This is a genomic window from Vreelandella jeotgali Hwa (assembly GCF_000334215.1).
GTDB lineage: Bacteria > Pseudomonadota > Gammaproteobacteria > Pseudomonadales > Halomonadaceae > Vreelandella > Vreelandella jeotgali.
This window is the reverse complement of the sequence record NZ_AMQY01000011.1, coordinates 358,064-376,901: the sequence shown is the minus strand read 5'-3', so window position 1 is coordinate 376,901 and position 18,838 is coordinate 358,064. Positions and strand designations below refer to the sequence as shown.

The window sequence follows — 18,838 nt, the reverse complement described above, 5'->3', positions numbered from 1 at the left end:
CCTCTTTAAAGGGCTATATCGGGCACATAAAAAAGCGACGGGAGCAGGCAAACAGCTACCGAAGAAAAGTCGCACAATCCAGAGGCAAAACCGGCCGGACAGGCTGGCAGTCGATCGAGGAGACGAAATGAAAAACGACGGGATCGACGCGCGGATTGTCGGCGAGCCGAATGGCGTCCCATAGGGGGTTCGAACCCCTGTTACCGCCGTGAAAGGGCGGTGTCCTGGACCACTAGACGAATGGGACGAAACGAACGGGTACATAACATGGTGTTATGTCCTGATGATGCAACAAGTCATGATGCACCAGGGAAGGTGGTGGAGCCTAGCGGGCTCGAACCGCTGACCTCAACACTGCCAGTGTTGCGCTCTCCCAGCTGAGCTAAGGCCCCATGTCGTTAAGACGGGGCGAATAATACGTCCGCCCCGGCACCACGTCAAGAAAAAAGCGCCGTTTTTTACGGCGCTTTGTCGTGGGCAGATACACGATCACATCAGGGCAGTTCGCGGAAGGCTTTTTCCAGGCGTTTGCCCTGCTTCTTGGAAACGCCGCCCAGTACGTTGATGGCGTGGCGCAGCCGTGCCCGGGTCATGTCCGATCCCAGAATCGCCATGGCGTCCATCACCGAGGTGCTGGCGCTCGAACCGGTAATAGCGATAAACACCGGCGCCAGAAACGCTTTCATCTTCAGCTCGAAATACGCTGCCAACGCCTTTACTTCTTCAAGCAGCGCGTCCTTGTGCCAGGCCGGCACGGTCTCGAGGCGCCACACCAGAAACTGCAGCAGCTTGACCAGCTCATCCCTTTCAAGCTTCACGTCGGCAAACGATGCCTCGGTGATGTTCGGCAGGCCGGAGAAAAAATGCCCGGCCAGCGGCGCGACCTGAGACAGGGTTTCCACCCGCGGACGCACCTGAGGCAGAATCCGGCGGACATACGCCTCATTGAACGCCCATTCGCGCAGCGCCTGCAAAAAGGCCTCGTCGTCCAGGTCTTCACGAATGTAGGCGCCGTTGAGCCATGTCAGCTTGTCCAGATCGAACACTGGGCCACCCAGCGAGACGCGCTGAATATCAAACGCATCCATCATGTCCTGGAGGCTGAACTTTTCGCGCTCGTCGGGCATCGACCAGCCCATGCGCCCGAGGTAGTTGGTCACCGCCTGAGGCAAAAAGCCCATGTGCCGATAATAGTTGATCGAGGTAGGGTTCTTGCGCTTGGAAAGCTTGGACTTATCCGGGTTGCGCAGTAGCGGCATATGGCAGAGGACGGGCATGTCCCAGCCCAGGTACTCATACAGCAGCTGGTGTTTGGGCGCCGAGTTGATCCACTCTTCGCCGCGCAGCACGTGGGTAATTCCCATCAGGTGATCATCCACCACGTTGGCCAGATGATACGTCGGCATGCCGTCGGATTTCAGCAGGACCTGGGCATCCACCTGCGCCCAGTCCACCTCAATGCGCCCGCGGAGCATATCATCGAGTACGCAGACGCCCTCCCCGGGCACCTTCATGCGCACCACATAAGGCCAGTTGTCCTCCGCACGTCGCGTCTGCTCATCGGCATCCAGCGCCAGGTCCCCGGGCTTCAGCGCCAGCTGCATGCCCGCTGCCTTGCGCGCCTCGCGCAGCTCGTTGAGCTCCTCGGCGGTGCGGTAGCACTTGAACGCGTGCCCGTCATCCAGCAGCTGCTGCGCGTACTCGGCGTAGATATCACCGCGCTCGCTCTGCCGATAGGGGCCATGCGCGCCGCCGACGTCGGGGCCCTCGTCCCACTCGATGCCCAGCCAGCGCAGCGAATCCAGAATCATCTGTTCGGACTCCGCGGTTGAACGCACGCGGTCGGTATCCTCGATACGCAGCACAAACTCACCGCCGTGCTGACGCGCAAAACAAAGGTTGAACAGCGCGATATAGGCGGTGCCGACGTGAGGATCCCCCGTGGGGGACGGCGCTATACGAGTACGTACGGTCATGATGAAATCCTTAATGTCACGAAGAAACAGGCGCTGGCAGGCGATGAAGATGACAGGAAAGACGAACGCCTGAGCCGCGCCTGCCCGGGCGAATGGAGCACGGGCCGTAGCCTGCCGGTGCCAGGCGCCCGGGGCGCTGGGACGCCATTATACGTACCTGAAAAACAATCAACAGCGGCTCGCTGCCGGGATGGAGCCTCACCGTGCCTGCCGGCTATCCCTGGGGGTAGCGGACCTCGTCTCGCCGCTCGTTCCGGTGCCTGATTTCATCACCTACCGAAAACGCGCGGGTATAGACCGCGATATGGCCCAGACCATGAGGCGCCTGACGCACCAGCTGGCCTTTCAGCGCCTCGCCCTTGTCACCGATACGCTGACGTACCCCGGGTGGCTGTATACTCGCCTCCGACAGCTGCACGCGAACGCGGTAGTCGCCATCGGGCACGCCACTGCCAAATCCCATCGGGCCGGCGCGGAACTGCCCGTTATTGACCCGGGTCCGCTCGTGCCAGCGGGCGCCGCTGGCCTCACGTTCGATAATGACCAGCAGGCGAGAATCGGCCGGCAGGTTGGTTGTGCCGGTAACACCCAAACGCAAATCATCGCGCAGGGTAACGCCGGCATCCATCGACACCGTTAACGGCTCGACGTCTTCTTTTTCCACCGGCGCTGGATCGGCCGGCTCATCGGCCGTGTTACGGGCAGATTCGGAGGTACGCGCCTCCTCCTCGCTACCGCCACAGCCGGTCAGCCAGGCCGCCAACACAAGCAGGATAAAAACGCGCATCGTCGAGCTTTGCATCTTTTTCCCCCGCTGGTCGTGTTTCCCTGATTAGCCACGTCTCAACCCCGCCGGGTCAGGACGCGTCGCCGATTCCGGCGACTCTATCGTACCACTGCTGCGGCTCGGCTTCGTCGGGGGTCTCGTCAACCGGTGCCAGAACCGTTGGCTGCCAGCCACTGTTTTCCAACGCCTGACGGAGCTGTGCGTAGTCCACGGGCCTATCATCGGCCTCGTCGATTTCTTCCAGCGCGTGCAGCAGATCGCCCATCTCGATCTGCTGATCGTCCCGGGGGAAGGACTGCACATACCGCTGTCCGTTTTCACGACCCACCTTGACCGGCATATCAATGATATTGACACGCTCACCGACCTTGATGCGCGGAAACAGCGCTTCGATGGTTTCGGGCATCATGCGCACACAGCCGTGGCTGACGCGCATACCCACCCCGTCGGGACGGTTGGTGCCGTGTATCAGATAGCCCGGAAGGTCCAGCAGAATAGCGCGGGACCCCAGCGGGTTATCCTTGCCCGCCGGCACCTTGGGGGGCAGCGTCTCGCCGTTTTCGGCCGCCTCCTGACGTATCGACTCGGGCGGATACCAGGCCGGATTTCTGACCTTGGTGGTGGTTTCCGTCACCCCCAACGGGGTGTCGTAACCGTCGCGCCCAATGCCGATGGGGTAGGTTTCCACGCGCGGCGGTTCGTCTTTTGCCGTGTCCGGATAGTAGTAGAGGCGCAGCTCGGCGAGGTTGATCACAATGCCCTCGCGGCGCACCGGTGGCAGAATATAGCGCGCCGGAATCACGACTTCGTCACCGGCATCGGGTGCCCAAATGCTGGTATCCGGATTGGAGTGACGAATTTCTTCGTAGCCCACGTTATGCTCGTGTGCAATATCGAGTAGCGTCTGCCCTTCCCGAACGTCTACCTTGTACGCCTCACCGACCATGTCGCCGGTATCGGGCAACGTATAGCGGCCATGCGGCGCTTCGTCATTCGCCATCACCGCCGCCGGCAGGAGCATCAGCACCAACGGCACAGCCCGGCGGCTGAGGCACCGGACCAGCGGCAAAAGGGCATTCGCCTTGTTAAGCATTACGGGGTTTCCTGCGTAGATATTGAAGGGTCCGACGCCGTCTCCAGCGGTTTTAACGCCTCTTTCAGGGTCGCCGCTGAAAGCTCGCCCAGATGACTGTCCACCAGCTCACCATCGGCGGCGTAAAACAGCGTTGTGGGTAGCGCCGCGGAGCCTGCCAGCTGACCAATGTTGCCCTGTCGATCCAGCAGCACATGATCCATGTCCAACGCCATTTGGTCCATGAAATCACGGATGGTGATGCCGTCTTCTCCCTGGTTGGCAAACACGAACATCAGATCGGGCCGCTGCTCTTGCGCCTGTTCGAGTAGCGGCATCTCCTTGCGGCACGGCGGGCACCAGGTCGCCCAGAGGTTGACAACCATTGGCTTGTGGCCGGCTTGTTGCTGTAGATCCGCGAGGTTGACCGGCTTGTTATCCAGCGTATGCAGCGTTGCCTGAGGTGGCCGGCTGGCCTGATGCTCGATCAGGCTCAAGGCGCCGCCGGTCAGCCCCCATGCCAGCAGGCCGGCAAAGGCCGCCATGCACAGCGGGCGACGCATCGCCGCCTGGCGCCAGCCCACATAGCCGCCGTACGCCGCCATTGCAGCCAGACCCGCCATCAGATCAAAACCGCCGTCGCGGATATCGATCCAACTCAGCGGGTCCAGCCCATAGCTGGAAAAATACCGCCCGACGAACACCAGCCGCGCTGCCACCAGCCCCACCAGAGCAAGATTGATAATGGCATCGCCGATGGCGACGTTCCGGCGCCGAGCCGACAGCTTACCCGCTACCAGCGCAACAAGAAACGCCAGCACAATCAGCGCCTGCCCGACCGACACCGCCAGCGGCCCCAACGTCAGTGATAACACCCCGACCTCCTCTGGTTTGCTACATCGTCTCAATAGGCTATCGGGCCCATGCTAGCCAGAGGCGATTAAGCGCCGGTTAGGCGATCGGCGTCTCCGGTGATCTGGTGAAAAGCCAGGGCAGATGTCGCCATGTTGCCCATGCCATGTGATAGATAGCACCGTATTGGGTAGAATACCGGGGCTTCCCTGCCGAATACACCCTGATTGCCCGCAAAGAGACAATAGACCCGATGACAGCTCACCTGGCCAATGATGCCCGCCGCTTTTCCGTCGCGCCGATGATGGAGCGCACCACGCGGGATTTTCGCGCTTTTTCTCGAACGCTGACCCGCCGAGCGCTGCTGTATACCGAAATGGTCACGACCGGGGCGATACTATACGGCTCGCCGCGTGAGCGTTTTCTGGGCCATGATGCGGTCGAGTATCCGCTGGCGCTACAGCTGGGCGGTAGCGACGCCGGGGCGCTGGCCGAATGCGCAGCCATTGCCGAGGCGTGGGGCTACAACGAGGTGAATCTGAACGTGGGGTGCCCGAGCGACCGGGTGCAGAACAACCTGATCGGTGCCTGCCTGATGGCCTACCCCGACAAGGTCGCCGCAGCGGTAAAAGCCATGCAGGCGGCGGTCACGATCCCGGTGACGGTCAAGTGCCGTATCGGCATTGACGACCAGGACGAAGATGCCGACCTGGAGCATTTTATTACCACCGTGGCCGAGGCCGGCGGCGAGATATTCACGGTCCACGCACGCAAGGCCTGGCTCGAGGGGCTCTCGCCCAGGCAAAACCGCGACGTGCCGCCGCTGAATCGTGCCCGGGTGCATCGTCTCAAGGCGCGTCATCCGTCGCTGCATATTGGCATCAACGGCGGGCTGACCAGCCTGGACGCCTGCGCCGACGAGCTGGAGCGAGTCGACAGCGTCATGATGGGCCGCGAAGCCTATCAAAACCCCTGGCAACTCGCCGATGTGGACCGCCGACTGTACGGCGTGCCCAACCCTGCCGACGAGCGCATGCAGGCAGCGCTGGCGTTTCGCCCCTACATCGCGCAGCGCCTGGCGGACGGTGCCAAGCTCAACCATATCACCCGCCACACCCTGGGGCTGTTTCAGGGCTGCCCGGGCGGGCGCCAGTTCCGCCGCCATCTGGCGGAAAATGCCCACCGCGACGGCGCCGGACTCAGCGTGTACGACGATGCGCTGGGACGCGTTAAAACAACGGCGGCGGCGTAACAAGCGAAGCCGCCAGGCGGCCACAAGCAAGCTACCGCCGATCCTGGCCGGCGTGCCCGGCACGATCCAGTCAGTCTCGTCAACACTATCCATACAGTTTTGAATGTAAAAAAACGCGGCAGTGGCGTAGACTATGGCCGCCGTTTCATCATTCAGGTTGCCGGATCATGGCGCGAAAAACCAAAGCCGAAGCTGCTGCCACGCGAGAAGCCCTGCTGGATGCCGCCGAAGATATGTTCATTGTCCGTGGCGTTGCCCGCACCTCGCTGGACCAGATTGCCCGCCACGCCGGCATGACCCGGGGCGCCGTGTACTGGCATTTCAAAAACAAGGTGGATCTTTTCCACGCCATGCTGCAGCGCGTACGCCTGCCGTTTGAAGATCTGATACAGGAGCTGGATGACCGGACCGTTGACCAGCAGCCGCTGGAAGCGGTGCGATTGGCCTGTCTGAAGGGATTTTCCCGCCTGGAAGAACCGCGCTACCGCCGGGTGCATGCCATTGTGCTTCACCACTGTGAAACCTTTGGCGACATTGATCCGTTGGGAATGCAGAACGAAATGTCGGCCGATACCTGCAACGCGCTGCTCAAATACTTCAACATGGCCGCCAGCCTGCACCAGCTGCGCCCCTGCCTGGCACCGGACGTCGCGGCGCAAATCATGCAGGCCATGCTGGCCGGGCTATTCCACGACTGGCTGCGCAATTACGAGCGCTACTCCATCTCCAGGGAAGGCGCCCGACTGGTCGATACCCAGCTTGCGCTGATGCAGCATGCCTGAGCGGCGCCTTCCGGCCTCTGTTGATCAGCCCTCGTTGAATACCTTTGTTGAACAGCCTTTGCTGAGCTCGCGGTCAAGCTGGCTCGAATGGCCAAATCCGCGGATTCAGCGCCTCTAAAGCCGTTACCGCGAGCGCTCCTGGTGCGATGCCGTCCGCTGCCCCAGCGTCAGCCGTTTGGCGTGCATCCGGGCTTCGCAGTAGGCATCGGTTGTCACGCTGCGATACGCGTTTTCCTCGGCGATGAGCTTGACCAACACGCGATGCTCCCCCAGGTGAGGCATGCTGCCGCCTTGCGGCTTGCCGTGCAGGCGTACGCTGCATTCCCGATCGCTAAGCAGCTCGGCGCTGGCCCAGCCGTCGTCATCCGGCTCGCTGGTAACTTCAACGGTTTCACCCAGCAGCGTACGACGCTGCCCGTGAAACCACCGGTGAGTCTTGTGGCAGATCCGCGCCGCCAGCGGTGAGACCAGCGCGAACGACGCCCAGAGCACGGCCACGCCCAGGGGCACGCGAAACAGCCCCAGCGGCAGCCGGCTCAGGACAACGGCTTCAACCGCCAGGGTCACCAACCCGGCCAGCAGAATCAGCACGCTGAGCGCAAAAGTAGCCGGCACACCGGCAAATCCCAGCGATACCAGGGTGCTCGCCGTCTGCTCGTGGCGCAGGCTATCGCGCTCGAACAGCTCCACCGGCACCAGACGCAGGGTCACCAGCACCCAGTACAGCACAACCAGCGGCACCAGCAGGCTGAACACGAACATGGGAAAGCTGAGCAACAACGCTTTAACCGCTTCCATAGTCTCCCTCCTTGCCCGTTTAACGCCTGCCTTCAGTATATATCATAAAAGCATGAAATACCCGTCAGAACCTACGGTAGAAGCGGCGATGACGCCAAACAGTCAAATAAGACAATTCCTTATAAAGACCTTTTATAAAACAGGCCGCTATAAAAAAGCACCGGCTCGAAAGCCGGTGCCTGGTAACGCGGCCGGTGCCTGAGTCACACCGGCAACAACGCCTTACTCCGCGGGCGCATCAGCGTCCGTGGCAGGCGTCTCATACCTGCTGACTCCTCGCTTGCGCTGAATCCAGTCGGCAATGCCGGCAATCATGGCATAAAAGCTGGGAACAAAGCAGCTGGAGACGATGGCCACCGTGGCCATGCCGACCGACACCGTGGTGCCGATGTGGTGGCTACTGGTATCACTCGCGCCGGTGGCCAGTGCCAGCGGCAGGGTGCCCAGAATAAAGGCAAACGATGTCATCACGATGGGCCGGAAACGCAGCTCGGCCGCGTGAATGGCCGCATCGCGAATGCTCTTGCCCAGCTCCTTGCGCTGCAGCTCGGCGAACTCCACGATCAGGATCGCGTTTTTCGCCGCCAGCCCCACGACCACCAGCATGCCGATTTCCACGTACACGCTGCTGTCCAGCCCGCGCAGGGCAATGCCGCCGATGCCGCCGAACAGCGCGAAGGGCGTAGCGGTGAGAACCGCCAGCGGCAGCGACCAGCTTTCGTACTGGGCCGCCAGAATCAGGAACACCATCATCATGCCGAAGATAATCGCCAGCGTCGCCGCGCTACCCTGGTTGGATTCCTGATAGGCGGTACCGGTCCAGCCCATGCCCCAGCCGTCGCCCAGGGTCTCGTGCACCAGCTCTTCCATGGCGTCGATGGCCTGAGTCGAGCTGTAACCCTCGGCCGGCTGGCCCTGGAACTGCGCGCCCAGGTAGACGCCGAAACGCGACACAACCGACGGCTTGGTCTGACGCTCCAGGGTCACGAATTCGGACAGCGGAATCCGCTCGCCCTTGCCGCCACGCACATAGATATCGCCGATATTATCCGGCGTCTTGCGGAATTCGTCCTCGTTTTGCAGATAGACCTGGAAGTTGCGGTTTTGATAGCTGAAGTAGTTAACAAAGCCGTTACCCAGCGTATTCGACAGGGTGGAGTACAGCGCCGGCAGCGATACGCCGTAGCTGAGCGCCTTCTGCTGGTCGATCTCGGCGCGATAGCCGGGCACGTTGACGTTGAATGTGGTGAACACCTGCTCAAGACGCGGGTCCTCGCCGGCGGCCTGCATGATCTTGAGCGACGCCTGGTACAACTCCTTGGCCGAGGCGCCGTCAAACGACTGCAGATAGCCGGTAAAGCCACCGGTGGTCGACAGGCCGATGATCGGCGGGACGTTGAACGCCCTGGCGGTACCGCCTTCCACCTCGGCGCCCAGCTTCATGATTTTACCCACCAGCTGATCCGCCGTCAGGTCGCGCTCGCTCCAGTCATTCATGTTGATGAACATGATGCCCCGAGCGGTATTCACCGCGCTGGAGAGCATGTCGTAGCCGGCCACCGCCGAGGAATACTCCACGCCGGGAATCTCCTCGATGCGCTCGGACAGCTCCGACATATAGTCCCGGGTGCGCGACAGCGAAGCAGAGTCGGGCAACGAGACGCTGGCCAGCACGATCCCCTGGTCGGTTTCCGGTACCAGCGAGGCGGGCGTGGTCTCGTACAGCCACCAGGTCGCCCCGCACACCAGCGCCGTCAACACCAGCGCCAGCCCCCAGAAGCGCACCAGCACCTTGACCGCCGCCATATAGACCGCGGTAATGCCGGCGAAAAGGCGGTCAAACAGGCGCAGCGGCGTATGCAGCGCGCGCATCGCCTTCGACTCTTCGGTGTCCTTCTTCTTTTTGATGAAAATGGCCGACAGCGCCGGGGTGAACGTCAGCGCCATGAGCGCCGAGAAGCCCACCGAGATGGCAACCGTCATGGCAAACTGCTGATAAATCTGCCCGGTAAAGCCGCCAAGGAAAGCCACCGGCACAAAGACCGCCGCCATGATCAGCGACGTGGCAATGATCGGCCCGCCGACTTCCTGCATGGCGCGAATGGTCGCCTGGCGTACGCTCAGGTCTTCCTCGCTCAGCACCCTTTCGACGTTTTCCACCACCAGAATGGCGTCATCCACCACGATGCCGATGGACAGCACCAGGGCGAAGAGCGTCAGCAGGTTGATGGAAAAGCCGAACATGTAAAACCCGGCAAAGGTCGCCAGCACCGATACCGGTACAACCGACATGGCGATGACGGTAAAACGCCAGTTCTGCAGGAAGATGAAGAGGATCACACCCACGATCAGGAAGGCTTCGATGAAGGTGTGCAGAACGGTTTCCACCGAGGCGTCGATAAATAGCGTGGTGTCGTAGGGCACCACGTAGTCGAGCCCCTCGGGGAAGCGCTGCTTGAGCTCTTCCATCGTTTCCTTGACCGCTTCGGCGGTTTCAAGGGCGTTGGCGCCGGGCTGCTGGTTGATAATGATGGGCGCCATGGTACCGCCGTTCAGCCGCGCCTCGACGCCGTAAAACGACGCGCCAAGCTCGATGCGGGCGACGTCGTCAAGCGTCAGCGAAGAGCCGTCGGGGTTGGTACGCAGGGCAATGTTGCGGAAGTCCTCGACGTTATTGAGGCGCCCACCGGCGGTAATGGTATAGGTAAAGGCACGCGGCTCGTCCTGGGGCGTCGCGGCCAGGCTACCCGCCGGCACCTCGGTGTTCTGGGCGCGAATGGCCGACGCCACCTCGGCCGGCGTCAGGTCATACTGCGCCAGCTTGTTGGGGTCCATCCAGATACGCATGGCAAACTCGCCGCCGCCCAGCACCTCGGCCTCGCCGACGCCGGGTACCTGACGCAGCTCATCCAGGACGTTGAGCGTGGCGTAGTTCTGCAGATAGACACGGTCGTAGTCGCCATCGGGGGAAATCATCGAAATCAGCATCAGAATCGAGCTGGACCTGAGTTCGACTTCGACGCCCTGATCCTGCACCGCTTCGGGGAGCTGCGATAGCGCTCCCTGCACCCGGTTGTTGACGTTGATGGTGTTGATATCACCGTCGGTGCCGATATCAAACGCCACGGACAGGCTCATGGAGCCGTTATCGGCGCTGGTCGAGGTCATGTAGAGCATGTCCTCGACGCCGTTGATCGACTCGGCCAGCGGCGCGGCCACGGTCTGTGCCACGGTTTCGGCGTCAGCGCCGGGGAACTGGGCACTCACCGACACGGTGGGCGGCACGATGCTGGGATACTGCTCGATGGGCAGCACGCGCATGCTCATCACCCCGACAACGGTCAGGATGATGGCAATGACCGTCGCGAAAATCGGCCGCTTGATGAAGAAGTTGGAGAAATTCATTACGCCGCGTCCTCTTGAGCCGGCGCGTTCTGCTCCTCCGCTGAGTCGCCTTCATCCGTGGCGTCCTGCGCGGCCTTCTCATTACCGCCATCCGGCTGCTTTTGCGCCTGGCTGGCCTGCTTTTCTTCCCGAGCCTTTTCCATCAGCGCGGCGGCATCGCCGTCAAACGACTCCGGTTTGATCGGCGTTCCCGGCTTGAGCCCGGCCGGGTCGCCCACGACCAAACGGTCGCCGGCTTCCACGCCGTCGCGCAGAATCTGCCAGGGGCCGGCCAGCTCACCCAGCTCGACGGTGCGCGCTCGGGCCACATCGTCCTCATCCAGGGCAAACACCTGTGGGCCCATCAGCCCCTGGGTCATGGCAATTTCCGGCACGGCGAGAACGTCGTAGCGCTTGAGCCCTTCAAGGTGCACACGCACGTATTGACCGGGCAGCACCCGGGCGTCCGGATTGGCAAAGCTGGCATTGGCCTGGACGGTGCTGGTGGCTTCATCCACGCGCACACCGAGAAAATCCAGATGGCCATTCAGGCGGGTATCGCTGTCCGGCAGCTCCAGCGCGGCGCCGATAGTCTCGATACCGGTGCCGTCGTCCAGCTGCTGACGCAGTTCGGAGGCGTCGCGCTGAGGCAGCTGAAAGCGCACTTCGAGCGGGTCCAGCGGCGTAATGGTCGCCAGCCGAGTACCGGGATTCACCAGGTTGCCGACGTTGACCATGCTCAGGCTGACCATGCCCGACACCGGCGCGGTGACGCCGGCGTAGTCCAGATCAATACGGGCGCTTTCCAGCGCGGCGGAGGCCTGAGCCACGCTTGCCTGGGCCACACGCCGATCGGCCAGCGCCTGGTCGTACTGCTGACGGCTGACCGAGTTCTGCTTGAGCAGCCGCTCGAAGCGCTGGGCATCGCGCTGGGCGCGTGACAGCTTGGCGCGTGCGCTTTCCAGATCCGCCTTGCGCTGATTAACCGCGGTCTGATAGCGATCGGGCTCGATGCGGTAAAGCGTGTCGCCCTTCTCGACCATTTCCCCGGGCTCGAAGAGTTTTTCTTCCAGGGTGCCGGTCACCCGGGCGACCAGAGTGGCTTCGTCATCGCTGCGCAGCAGCGCCGGATAGGATTTTTCCAGCGCAATGTCCTGGCGTTCGGCGGTGGCGACCTCTACCGAACGAGGGCTGGCTTTTTGCCCCTCGCCCTTCTGCTGGGCCTGGTCGGGTGCGTCATCGCCACAGGCAGCCAGCAGCGCACCGGCCCCGAGCAAAAACGCCACGCGGCCAGCTCTACTCAACGTCGTTTTCATGATGTCCTTTTGTCCGTTAACGGCCTGACAGAATGTGCAGAGCCTACATCCATACACAGATGCATGTAAATATAAAAGAAAGCGATGGAAATATAAAAGTCGAGTTACGGGAGCGGCGCGCGGCCGCTCCCGACCTCCTGGATCACGCGGTTCGCGGCGTTCACTTTTCCGGGCGTTCGCCGATGTCCATTACGCTGCTCGCGTCAGCTTCGGGCAGCGTCAGGCTGACGCTGTCATCGCTCAGCCAGCCGTTGATCTTTTCCAGCGCCTTTTCATCCAGCACGCCGGATTGCTGGCGCAGCGTCAGCAGGTTGATGACGTAATCGTAGCGGGCACTGGCATAGTCGGCCATGGCGTTGTAAAGGTTCTGTTCGGCATCCAGCACATCGACGATATTGCGCGTACCCACCTCATAGCCGGCGCGGGTCGCATCCAGCGCGCTCTGGTTGGAGACAACTGCCTGACGGCGAGCTTCCACCGTAGAGACATCGTTGCTGACCTGGGTATAGCGCGAACGCACCTGCTGAACAGTCTCGCGGCGCTGGTCTTCAAAATCATACTGGCTGGATTTCAGCTGATAGGTATTGCGACGAATGTTCGCCGTGGTGGTACCGCCGGTGTAGATCGGCAGGCTCAACTGCACACCCACCTGGCCTTCAGCGTTATAGCCATCGACGCCGTCGGCATCATTGTCGTCATGGTTGTACCGGGCGAAGGCATTGACCTCGGGCAGCCGGCCGGCTCGGGCAATATCCACATTGCTTTCGCTCACCTCGATACCCGCCTGGCTGGCCAGCACCCTGGGGTTTTTCTCGATGGCCAGCTCGACCCAGTGCTGACGATCATCGGGAACCGGCGCCTTGACGGGCACCTCGTCGGCGAGCGCCTCGATGCTGGAATAGCGTTCGCCGGTCAGGCGTTCGAGCGCTTCAAAACGCACCTGCAGATTGCTCTGGGCGGCGATCCGTTCGGCCCGGGACTGATCAAACCGTGCCTGGGCTTCTTCCACTTCGGTGACCGCAATCAGGCCAACGTCGAACTGCTCCTTGGCCTGCTCCAGCTGGCGGCCGATGGCGCGCTCCTGGGCGCGGCGCGCTTCCAGAATCTCGTGAGCGCGGAGGATCTCGAAATAGGCCGATGCCACGTTGATCAGCACTTCCTGCTCGGTAGCCGCCAGCTGGTACACCTGCTGATCCACCTGGCGCTCGGCCCGGGTGACTTCACGGCTGTCCAGCGCATCAAACAGCGCCTGGGTCGCTTCCAGAGTAAAGCTGGCACTGTTGACGCTGTCGTCCTGGTTTCCCGCACCGGCAGGCCCCGAGCGAGTCTGGCGCTCGAACTGTTCGCTGTGAGCGACGCTACCCTCGGCCCTGATCTGCGGCAAAAGGTTACCCTGCTCGGCTTCGCGCGCTGCCCGGGTACTCTCCGTCACGGCCTCGGCCGACTCCAGCGCCGCGTTGCTATCCAGGGCGTCACGGGTGATAGTTAACAGGTCTGCCGACCACGCGGGCACCGCCCATGCCGCTGCCACCAGCGATGGCAAAAGCGCACGGCGCGCCGAGATCAGGGCAAAAGATAGGGGCTGTCGCAGCATGGCGTTATCCTCGTGATAATTCGGTCGTTAAGGCGATGCGGGCCATCGTTTTATATAGCGGAGCCAGCAGGACGGGGAACAGCCTCGCCCCTGCATGGCGGCAATTTACATACATTGTCGCATGTTGTCGCCTGAAGCACAGCGTTTCTCGCCTCGATGAGCCGAATCATCGGGGGCGAAACCGCCATCATCCACGTTGGCTGCCATTATCCGGCAGGATAGCGTGACCTTTCATCAAGCGCTGGAGATTTTATGTACAAGCTTGCGTTTTACGTTCCCTGCGATGCGGCAGAAAGCGTCAAGGAAGCGGTTTTTGAAACCGGCGCCGGGCAGCTGGGCCACTACGAGGCCTGCTGTTTTCAAACCCGTGGCACGGGACAGTTCCGCCCGCTGGCGGGCGCCGAGCCGCACATCGGCAGCGTGAATTCGCTGACCCGGGTAGAAGAAACCCGGGTAGAACTGGCGTGCCACGACGACGTGATTCACGCCGCGGTGGCCGCCCTGAGACTCGCCCACCCCTATGAGGCCCCGGCCTACGATGTCTGGCAGCTGGCCGAGATATAGGCCATGTCCGCTATGCGCCCGTCCATACTCGACAGACTACACCAGCGGCTGCAAACCCGCCGCCCGTGCGCGTTGACCGATGATGGCGCGCGCCCTCGGGCCGCAGTGCTGCTGCCGATTGTCGACCGCCCGAGGCCAACGCTGCTGTTTACCCGCCGTGCGCAGCACCTGACCACCCACCGCGGCCAGGTGGCGTTTCCCGGCGGCAAGCACGACCCCGGCGATCCCGACCTCTACGCCACGGCGCTGCGCGAAGCCGAAGAGGAAATTGCCTTGGCGCCCGCCAGCGTTCAGGCCTACGGCCAGCTGTCCGATGTGGTATCGCTGCACGGCCTTCAGGTCACCCCCTGGGTGGGCGTGATTCCGCCGGACCTGCCGCTCCGGGCCGAGCCCCGGGAGCTGGACGCCATTTTTGAAGTGCCCCTGGACCACTTTCTGGATGACCGGCGCACCCATACCGATGTCATCACGTCGGGGGGCCACACCTGCTACGTGCCCAGCTATCGCGTCGATGGCTATGTTATCTGGGGGCTGTCGGCCATGATGCTCGTCGACCTGCTGGCCCAGGGCTTTGACATGGATATCGATCTATTCCGGCGCCCGAGCGGCGTATTACAGCATCATCCGCTACGCCCGGTTCGGCACCGGCCGCGCCAATAGCGGCACTGCGACCTTTATGGCGGCGGCGTTTTGCCGCTGTCTTCGCGCCTGTCTTCACTACCGTCTTCACCACTATCTTCGCCACCACCTTCGCTGCCGTCTTCGCTGCCTTCTGCCGGCGGTTCCTGCCCGGTCGCCGGCTCGGGCGGCGAAAGCAGCACGCGGTCGAGGGGCTTGCCGAACGGCGTATCGGCGGCCGATTCCGCGGCGGCGGGCGCTTCGCGCAGCGTTTCCATATTCCGGCTGCCGCGTTCCTCGGTGGCTTCGCTCAGGTCAATGGTGATTTCCACGCGGCGGTTCTTTTCCCGACCCTCCGCCGTCTCGTTGCTCGCCCGGGGGTTGGTATCGGCAAACCCCTGTACCAGCAGCCGCTCCGGCTGAAGTTCCCTGTTGCGCTGCAGAATGTTGGCCACCGAGGCCGCACGCAGCGCCGAGAGATCCCAGTTACTGCTGAAGCGCGGCGTATGAATGGGCAGGTTATCGGTATGGCCATCAATGGATACCGTCCCGGGAAGGCCGACAAAAATACCCGACATATCCTCGAGTAAGGTTTCAAAAGTGCCGGTTACCCGGTCCGAGCCGGACATGAAGGTGCCCTTCTCTTCAATACGGATCACCACCCGAAAACCGTCCACTTCCACATGGGTCACATCGTTGTTGCCCGATTCCTCCAGCAGCTCCCGCAGCTGCTTTGCCACGTCGCGGGTCTGCGCCTTGCGCCGGGTTTCCAGCCTATCGCGCATGGCCTCCAGCTGCGGGTCCTCCTCCATCGTCTTCTGGCGGATTTCATCCAGCAGGGTGCGGTCCGGCACGGCAGGAGAAAACTTGTCCAGCGCGGCACTGGTCCCCTTGGGAATCTGCATCGCTTCGATGTCGCGCTGCACGCCAAACGCCTGGGACAGCTCGCCGGCAATACGGCGGAACTTGTCGGCATCGATCTCGGCAAACGACAGCAGCAGCACAAAAAAGCACAGCAGCAGCGTCATCAGGTCTGCGTAGGTCAGCATCCAGGGGGGAATGTTGGAAGCAGGCTTTTTTTTCATGGATCAGGTCTGTTTACCGGCGGGGCTGCCTGCTTCGCTGTCCTGGCCGCGACTCTCCGGCGGCAGATACAGCGCGAGCATCTGCTCGAGTACGCGGGGGTTCTTGTCTCCCTTGATCGCCAGGATCGCATCAATCCACAGCTGCTGCATTTTGGCCTCCTGATTCATGCGCAGCCACAGCTTGTCGGCAATGGGGCTGGCAAACATATTGGCGATCATGGCGCCGTACAAGGTGGTCAACAGCGCAACCGCCATGGCCGGGCCGATTTTGGCGGGGTCTTCCATGTTCGCCAGCATCTGTACCAGCCCCACCAGGGTGCCGATCATGCCCATGGCCGGCGCCACTTCGGCGAGCGCCGAAAACACCCGGGCTCCGGCTTCGTTACGCTCCAGCGTCAGCAGGCGCTCCTTGGCCATCATCTCTTCGATCATTTCGGTGCTGAACCCGTCCGCCAGCATTTGCAGCCCCTGGGCCAGAAAAGGCGAGCTGACATCCTGGCCTTCGAGCACCAGCAACCCCTGCTTGCGTGACATCTTCGACAGCTCGATCAGCTCGTCGATGCTCGCCTGGGTGCTCGGCAGCTGAAACTTGAATGCCCGGGCGGCGGCTTTAAAGGCAAACCGGAACTGGGTCAGGGTGAACTTGGCCAACACCACAAAGAGGCTGCCGCCGACTACCAGCACAATCCCCGTGGGGTTCAGAAAGACCTCCGTGGAGGTGCCCATCAGCACCGATGCGCTGACCATCACGGCGGCCCCTAACAGCCCGATTAGCGTTGCGAGATCCACGGCCACTCCCGACATTGTAAGCGTTTGAAACATCCGACAAGGCAGACAATAGGGCGATGAGGCCAGCGGGTCAACGCGAATGCGCCATGCCCGGATGACGGGGTGTCCGGCGGCGCGATACCCCAACCTGCCCTGGCTACCGGACAACCGACTGATATCAATAGGTAAAAACGGTTTTTAGCGCAGAAAAAAGCCCTGAGCCAATGTCAGGGCCTGGTCGTGTCCGTTACCCGGACAAGCCTTTACGGGATTCAGCCGTTTTGCAGCGTCGCGTTCAGGGTAATCTCGGCATTGAACAGCTTGGACACCGGGCAGCCCGCCTTGGCACCTTCAGCTGCCTGCTGGAAGGCCGCATCGTCGGCGCCCGGTACGGTCGCAGTGACGTCCAGGTGAATAGCGGGAATTTCAAAGCCGTCGTCGCTTTCGCGGATCGTGACCCTGGCCTGGGTGTCCACCTCATCCGGCGTATAGCCCGATTCTCCCAGCACCAGCGATAGCGCCATGGAGAAGCAGCTGGCGTGGGCCGCGCCGATCAGCTCTTCGGGGTTGGTCCCCGGCTCGTTCTCGAAACGCTGGCCAAAGTTGTACGGGCGCGCGTCGAGTACGCCGCTTTCGCTTGAAACCGTGCCCTTGCCGTCTTTCAGGCCGCCGGCCCAGTGTGCGCTTGCGTGACGATCCATACCGATACTCCTTAGCGTGTTGGCGTTATTGGTTCGCTTGCTTGAAGGCCATGCAGGATGGTCTTTTAATCCGGGATCACGCTCTTCAACGAACGTCGATCACTCACGCCATCCTGAAGCGAAGCCGGCCCTTTATCAAGGTCCATAACGTCCGACCAGGCGGCTTCGCTGGGTAGCTTTTTGCGGCGCTGAAGCGCGTATGTTATCCCTTGGCATCCATTAGCCTTCTATCCAGTTATTAACTATCAACATCCAACAGCTGACATCGGCCATCAACGCAGGCTGAAATAAGCCGGCTGGATGCGCCGGCTGCAAGGAACCGCGCCAACGACGCGCCACAGAGAAAAGCGCTGGATGAACACAAACCGCAACACCAACCCCATGGAGACAGCGATGAGCGATACGTCCTACACCCTGCCCCGAGTCTGGCAGTGGGAATCCGATAACGGCGGCGCATTCGCCGGAACCAACCGCCCCGTCGCCGGTGCGACCCACGAAAAGGAGCTGCCCGTGGGCAAGCACCGCTTCCAGCTGTATTCGCTGGCCACGCCCAACGGCGTCAAGGCCGGTATCATGTTCGAGGAGCTGCTGGCCCTTGGCCATGACGCCGAATACGATGCCTGGCTGGTGGATATTGGCGAAGGCGAGCAGTTTGGCAGCGGCTTTGTGGACGCCAACCCCAACTCGAAGATTCCCGCGCTATTCGACCACGGCCCAGGCGAGCCCCGGCGGGTCTTCGAGTCCGGCGCCATCCTGATGTATCTCGCCGAGGCGTTCGATGCGCTGCTGCCCCGGGACCCCGGCGCACGTACCGAGACACTCAACTGGCTGTTCTGGCAAATGGGCAGCGCAGCTTTTGTCGGCGGCGGCTTCGGGCACTTTTTCGCCTACGCGCCCGAGGCGATGAAATACCCGATTGACCGCTACACCATGGAAACCAAGCGCCTGCTGGACGTTCTCGACCGGCGGCTGGCCGACACCCGCTACCTCAACGGCGAAGATTACAGCATCGCCGATATTGCCAACTGGGCCTGGTACGGCCAGATAGTGCTGGGTCGCGTGTATAACGCTGCCGAATTTCTGCAGGTGCACGAATACCCCAACGTCGTGCGCTGGGCCGAGGAGATTGCCGAGCGCCCCGCGGTCAGGCGCGGCTGCATGGTCAACCGCCCCTTTGGCGAACCGCACGAACAGCTGCTCGAACGCCACGACGCCAGCGACTTCGAACACAAGACACGCGACAGGACCGGCTGATTCAACAGGTCACCATGCTACGAGAACCTTGCCGC

The 18,838-nt window shown here is 62.0% G+C and carries 16 protein-coding genes and 2 tRNA genes; 5 read left to right on the top strand and 13 right to left on the bottom strand.

Translation table 11 applies throughout. The features are described from left to right. Positions 1-171: 171 nt before the first annotated feature. The 6 genes from C793_RS0105010 to C793_RS0104985 all read right to left on the bottom strand — a co-directional run bounded on the left by C793_RS0105010 (position 172) and on the right by C793_RS0104985 (position 4,710). A tRNA-Glu gene (locus tag C793_RS0105010) sits at positions 172-247 on the bottom strand. 69 nt (positions 248-316) lie between these two features. Continuing rightward, a tRNA-Ala gene (locus C793_RS0105005) sits at positions 317-392 on the bottom strand. A gap of 102 nt (positions 393-494) precedes the next feature. Then, positions 495-1,976 carry a glutamate--tRNA ligase gene (gene gltX, locus C793_RS0105000; protein WP_017429856.1) on the bottom strand — a complete coding sequence of 494 codons (1,482 nt, stop codon included), beginning with the start codon at positions 1,974-1,976 and terminating at the stop codon, positions 495-497. Between the two features lie 214 nt (positions 1,977-2,190). Further along, positions 2,191-2,778, bottom strand: coding sequence for a hypothetical protein (locus C793_RS0104995; RefSeq protein ID WP_026106119.1), 588 nt, complete (start codon positions 2,776-2,778; stop codon positions 2,191-2,193). 55 nt (positions 2,779-2,833) lie between these two features. Then, positions 2,834-3,856 carry a L,D-transpeptidase family protein gene (locus tag C793_RS0104990; protein ID WP_017429854.1) on the bottom strand — a complete coding sequence of 341 codons (1,023 nt, stop codon included), beginning with the start codon at positions 3,854-3,856 and terminating at the stop codon, positions 2,834-2,836. Further along, positions 3,856-4,710 carry a TlpA disulfide reductase family protein gene (locus C793_RS0104985; protein WP_017429853.1) on the bottom strand — a complete coding sequence of 285 codons (855 nt, stop codon included), beginning with the start codon at positions 4,708-4,710 and terminating at the stop codon, positions 3,856-3,858. The genes C793_RS0104990 and C793_RS0104985 overlap by 1 nt, the downstream gene beginning before the upstream one ends. Positions 4,711-4,940: 230 nt before the next feature. On the opposite strand from C793_RS0104985, the gene dusA reads away from it, so the two are divergent. Together dusA and C793_RS0104975 are read left to right on the top strand one after the other, a co-directional pair. After that, a complete protein-coding gene (gene dusA / locus C793_RS0104980; protein ID WP_017429852.1) occupies positions 4,941-5,939 on the top strand; it encodes a tRNA dihydrouridine(20/20a) synthase DusA in 999 nt (332 codons plus the stop codon). A 167-nt stretch (positions 5,940-6,106) separates the two neighbouring features. Further along, entirely contained in the window at positions 6,107-6,721 is a 615-nt protein-coding gene (locus tag C793_RS0104975) for a TetR family transcriptional regulator (RefSeq protein ID WP_017429851.1), read from the top strand. A 123-nt stretch (positions 6,722-6,844) separates the two neighbouring features. On the opposite strand, the gene C793_RS0104970 is transcribed toward C793_RS0104975, so the two are convergent. The 4 genes from C793_RS0104970 to C793_RS0104955 all read right to left on the bottom strand — a co-directional run bounded on the left by C793_RS0104970 (position 6,845) and on the right by C793_RS0104955 (position 13,813). Next, positions 6,845-7,519 carry a hypothetical protein gene (locus C793_RS0104970; RefSeq protein WP_017429850.1) on the bottom strand — a complete coding sequence of 225 codons (675 nt, stop codon included), beginning with the start codon at positions 7,517-7,519 and terminating at the stop codon, positions 6,845-6,847. A gap of 222 nt (positions 7,520-7,741) precedes the next feature. After that, positions 7,742-10,924 carry an efflux RND transporter permease subunit gene (locus tag C793_RS0104965; RefSeq protein ID WP_017429849.1) on the bottom strand — a complete coding sequence of 1,061 codons (3,183 nt, stop codon included), beginning with the start codon at positions 10,922-10,924 and terminating at the stop codon, positions 7,742-7,744. Continuing rightward, entirely contained in the window at positions 10,924-12,219 is a 1,296-nt protein-coding gene (locus C793_RS0104960) for an efflux RND transporter periplasmic adaptor subunit (RefSeq protein WP_026106118.1), read from the bottom strand. The genes C793_RS0104965 and C793_RS0104960 overlap by 1 nt, the downstream gene beginning before the upstream one ends. A gap of 160 nt (positions 12,220-12,379) precedes the next feature. Continuing rightward, positions 12,380-13,813, bottom strand: coding sequence for a TolC family outer membrane protein (locus C793_RS0104955; protein ID WP_017429847.1), 1,434 nt, complete (start codon positions 13,811-13,813; stop codon positions 12,380-12,382). A 252-nt stretch (positions 13,814-14,065) separates the two neighbouring features. Here C793_RS0104955 and C793_RS0104950 point away from each other — a divergent pair, with 252 nt between their 5' ends. Together C793_RS0104950 and C793_RS0104945 are read left to right on the top strand one after the other, a co-directional pair. Beyond that, positions 14,066-14,377 carry a YqfO family protein gene (locus tag C793_RS0104950; protein ID WP_017429846.1) on the top strand — a complete coding sequence of 104 codons (312 nt, stop codon included), beginning with the start codon at positions 14,066-14,068 and terminating at the stop codon, positions 14,375-14,377. A gap of 24 nt (positions 14,378-14,401) precedes the next feature. Next, positions 14,402-15,037 (top strand): CoA pyrophosphatase, encoded by a 636-nt coding sequence (locus C793_RS0104945; RefSeq protein WP_026106117.1) that lies wholly within the window; start codon positions 14,402-14,404, stop codon positions 15,035-15,037. Positions 15,038-15,051: 14 nt separating this feature from the next. Here C793_RS0104945 and C793_RS13545 read toward each other — a convergent pair whose 3' ends face one another. The 3 genes from C793_RS13545 to C793_RS0104930 form a co-directional block, all read right to left on the bottom strand. Beyond that, positions 15,052-16,080 (bottom strand): flagellar motor protein MotB, encoded by a 1,029-nt coding sequence (locus C793_RS13545; RefSeq protein WP_017429844.1) that lies wholly within the window; start codon positions 16,078-16,080, stop codon positions 15,052-15,054. A 3-nt stretch (positions 16,081-16,083) separates the two neighbouring features. Further along, on the bottom strand, positions 16,084-16,869 hold the full coding sequence (locus C793_RS0104935; RefSeq protein ID WP_017429843.1) for a MotA/TolQ/ExbB proton channel family protein: 786 nt from the start codon (positions 16,867-16,869) through the stop codon (positions 16,084-16,086). Between the two features lie 251 nt (positions 16,870-17,120). After that, a complete protein-coding gene (locus C793_RS0104930; RefSeq protein WP_017429842.1) occupies positions 17,121-17,549 on the bottom strand; it encodes an OsmC family protein in 429 nt (142 codons plus the stop codon). 393 nt (positions 17,550-17,942) lie between these two features. On the opposite strand from C793_RS0104930, the gene yghU reads away from it, so the two are divergent. After that, positions 17,943-18,803 (top strand): glutathione-dependent disulfide-bond oxidoreductase, encoded by an 861-nt coding sequence (yghU, locus tag C793_RS0104925; protein WP_017429841.1) that lies wholly within the window; start codon positions 17,943-17,945, stop codon positions 18,801-18,803. Positions 18,804-18,838 lie beyond the last annotated feature (35 nt).

Excerpts from the sequence above, each read along its gene's own strand:
- C793_RS0104950 (WP_017429846.1), top strand. The coding sequence starts at position 14,066 with ATGTACAAGCTTGCGTTTTACGTTCCCTGCGATGCGGCAGAAAGCGTC.
- C793_RS0104960 (WP_026106118.1), bottom strand. The coding sequence starts at position 12,219 with ATGAAAACGACGTTGAGTAGAGCTGGCCGCGTGGCGTTTTTGCTCGGG.
- C793_RS13545 (WP_017429844.1), bottom strand. The coding sequence starts at position 16,080 with ATGAAAAAAAAGCCTGCTTCCAACATTCCCCCCTGGATGCTGACCTAC.
- C793_RS0104965 (WP_017429849.1), bottom strand. The coding sequence starts at position 10,924 with ATGAATTTCTCCAACTTCTTCATCAAGCGGCCGATTTTCGCGACGGTC.
- C793_RS0104970 (WP_017429850.1), bottom strand. The coding sequence starts at position 7,519 with ATGGAAGCGGTTAAAGCGTTGTTGCTCAGCTTTCCCATGTTCGTGTTC.
- yghU (WP_017429841.1), top strand. The coding sequence starts at position 17,943 with ATGAGCGATACGTCCTACACCCTGCCCCGAGTCTGGCAGTGGGAATCC.
- gltX (WP_017429856.1), bottom strand. The coding sequence starts at position 1,976 with ATGACCGTACGTACTCGTATAGCGCCGTCCCCCACGGGGGATCCTCAC.
- C793_RS0104955 (WP_017429847.1), bottom strand. The coding sequence starts at position 13,813 with ATGCTGCGACAGCCCCTATCTTTTGCCCTGATCTCGGCGCGCCGTGCG.
- C793_RS0104975 (WP_017429851.1), top strand. The coding sequence starts at position 6,107 with ATGGCGCGAAAAACCAAAGCCGAAGCTGCTGCCACGCGAGAAGCCCTG.
- C793_RS0104995 (WP_026106119.1), bottom strand. The coding sequence starts at position 2,778 with ATGCAAAGCTCGACGATGCGCGTTTTTATCCTGCTTGTGTTGGCGGCC.
- C793_RS0104990 (WP_017429854.1), bottom strand. The coding sequence starts at position 3,856 with ATGCTTAACAAGGCGAATGCCCTTTTGCCGCTGGTCCGGTGCCTCAGC.
- C793_RS0104930 (WP_017429842.1), bottom strand. The coding sequence starts at position 17,549 with ATGGATCGTCACGCAAGCGCACACTGGGCCGGCGGCCTGAAAGACGGC.
- dusA (WP_017429852.1), top strand. The coding sequence starts at position 4,941 with ATGACAGCTCACCTGGCCAATGATGCCCGCCGCTTTTCCGTCGCGCCG.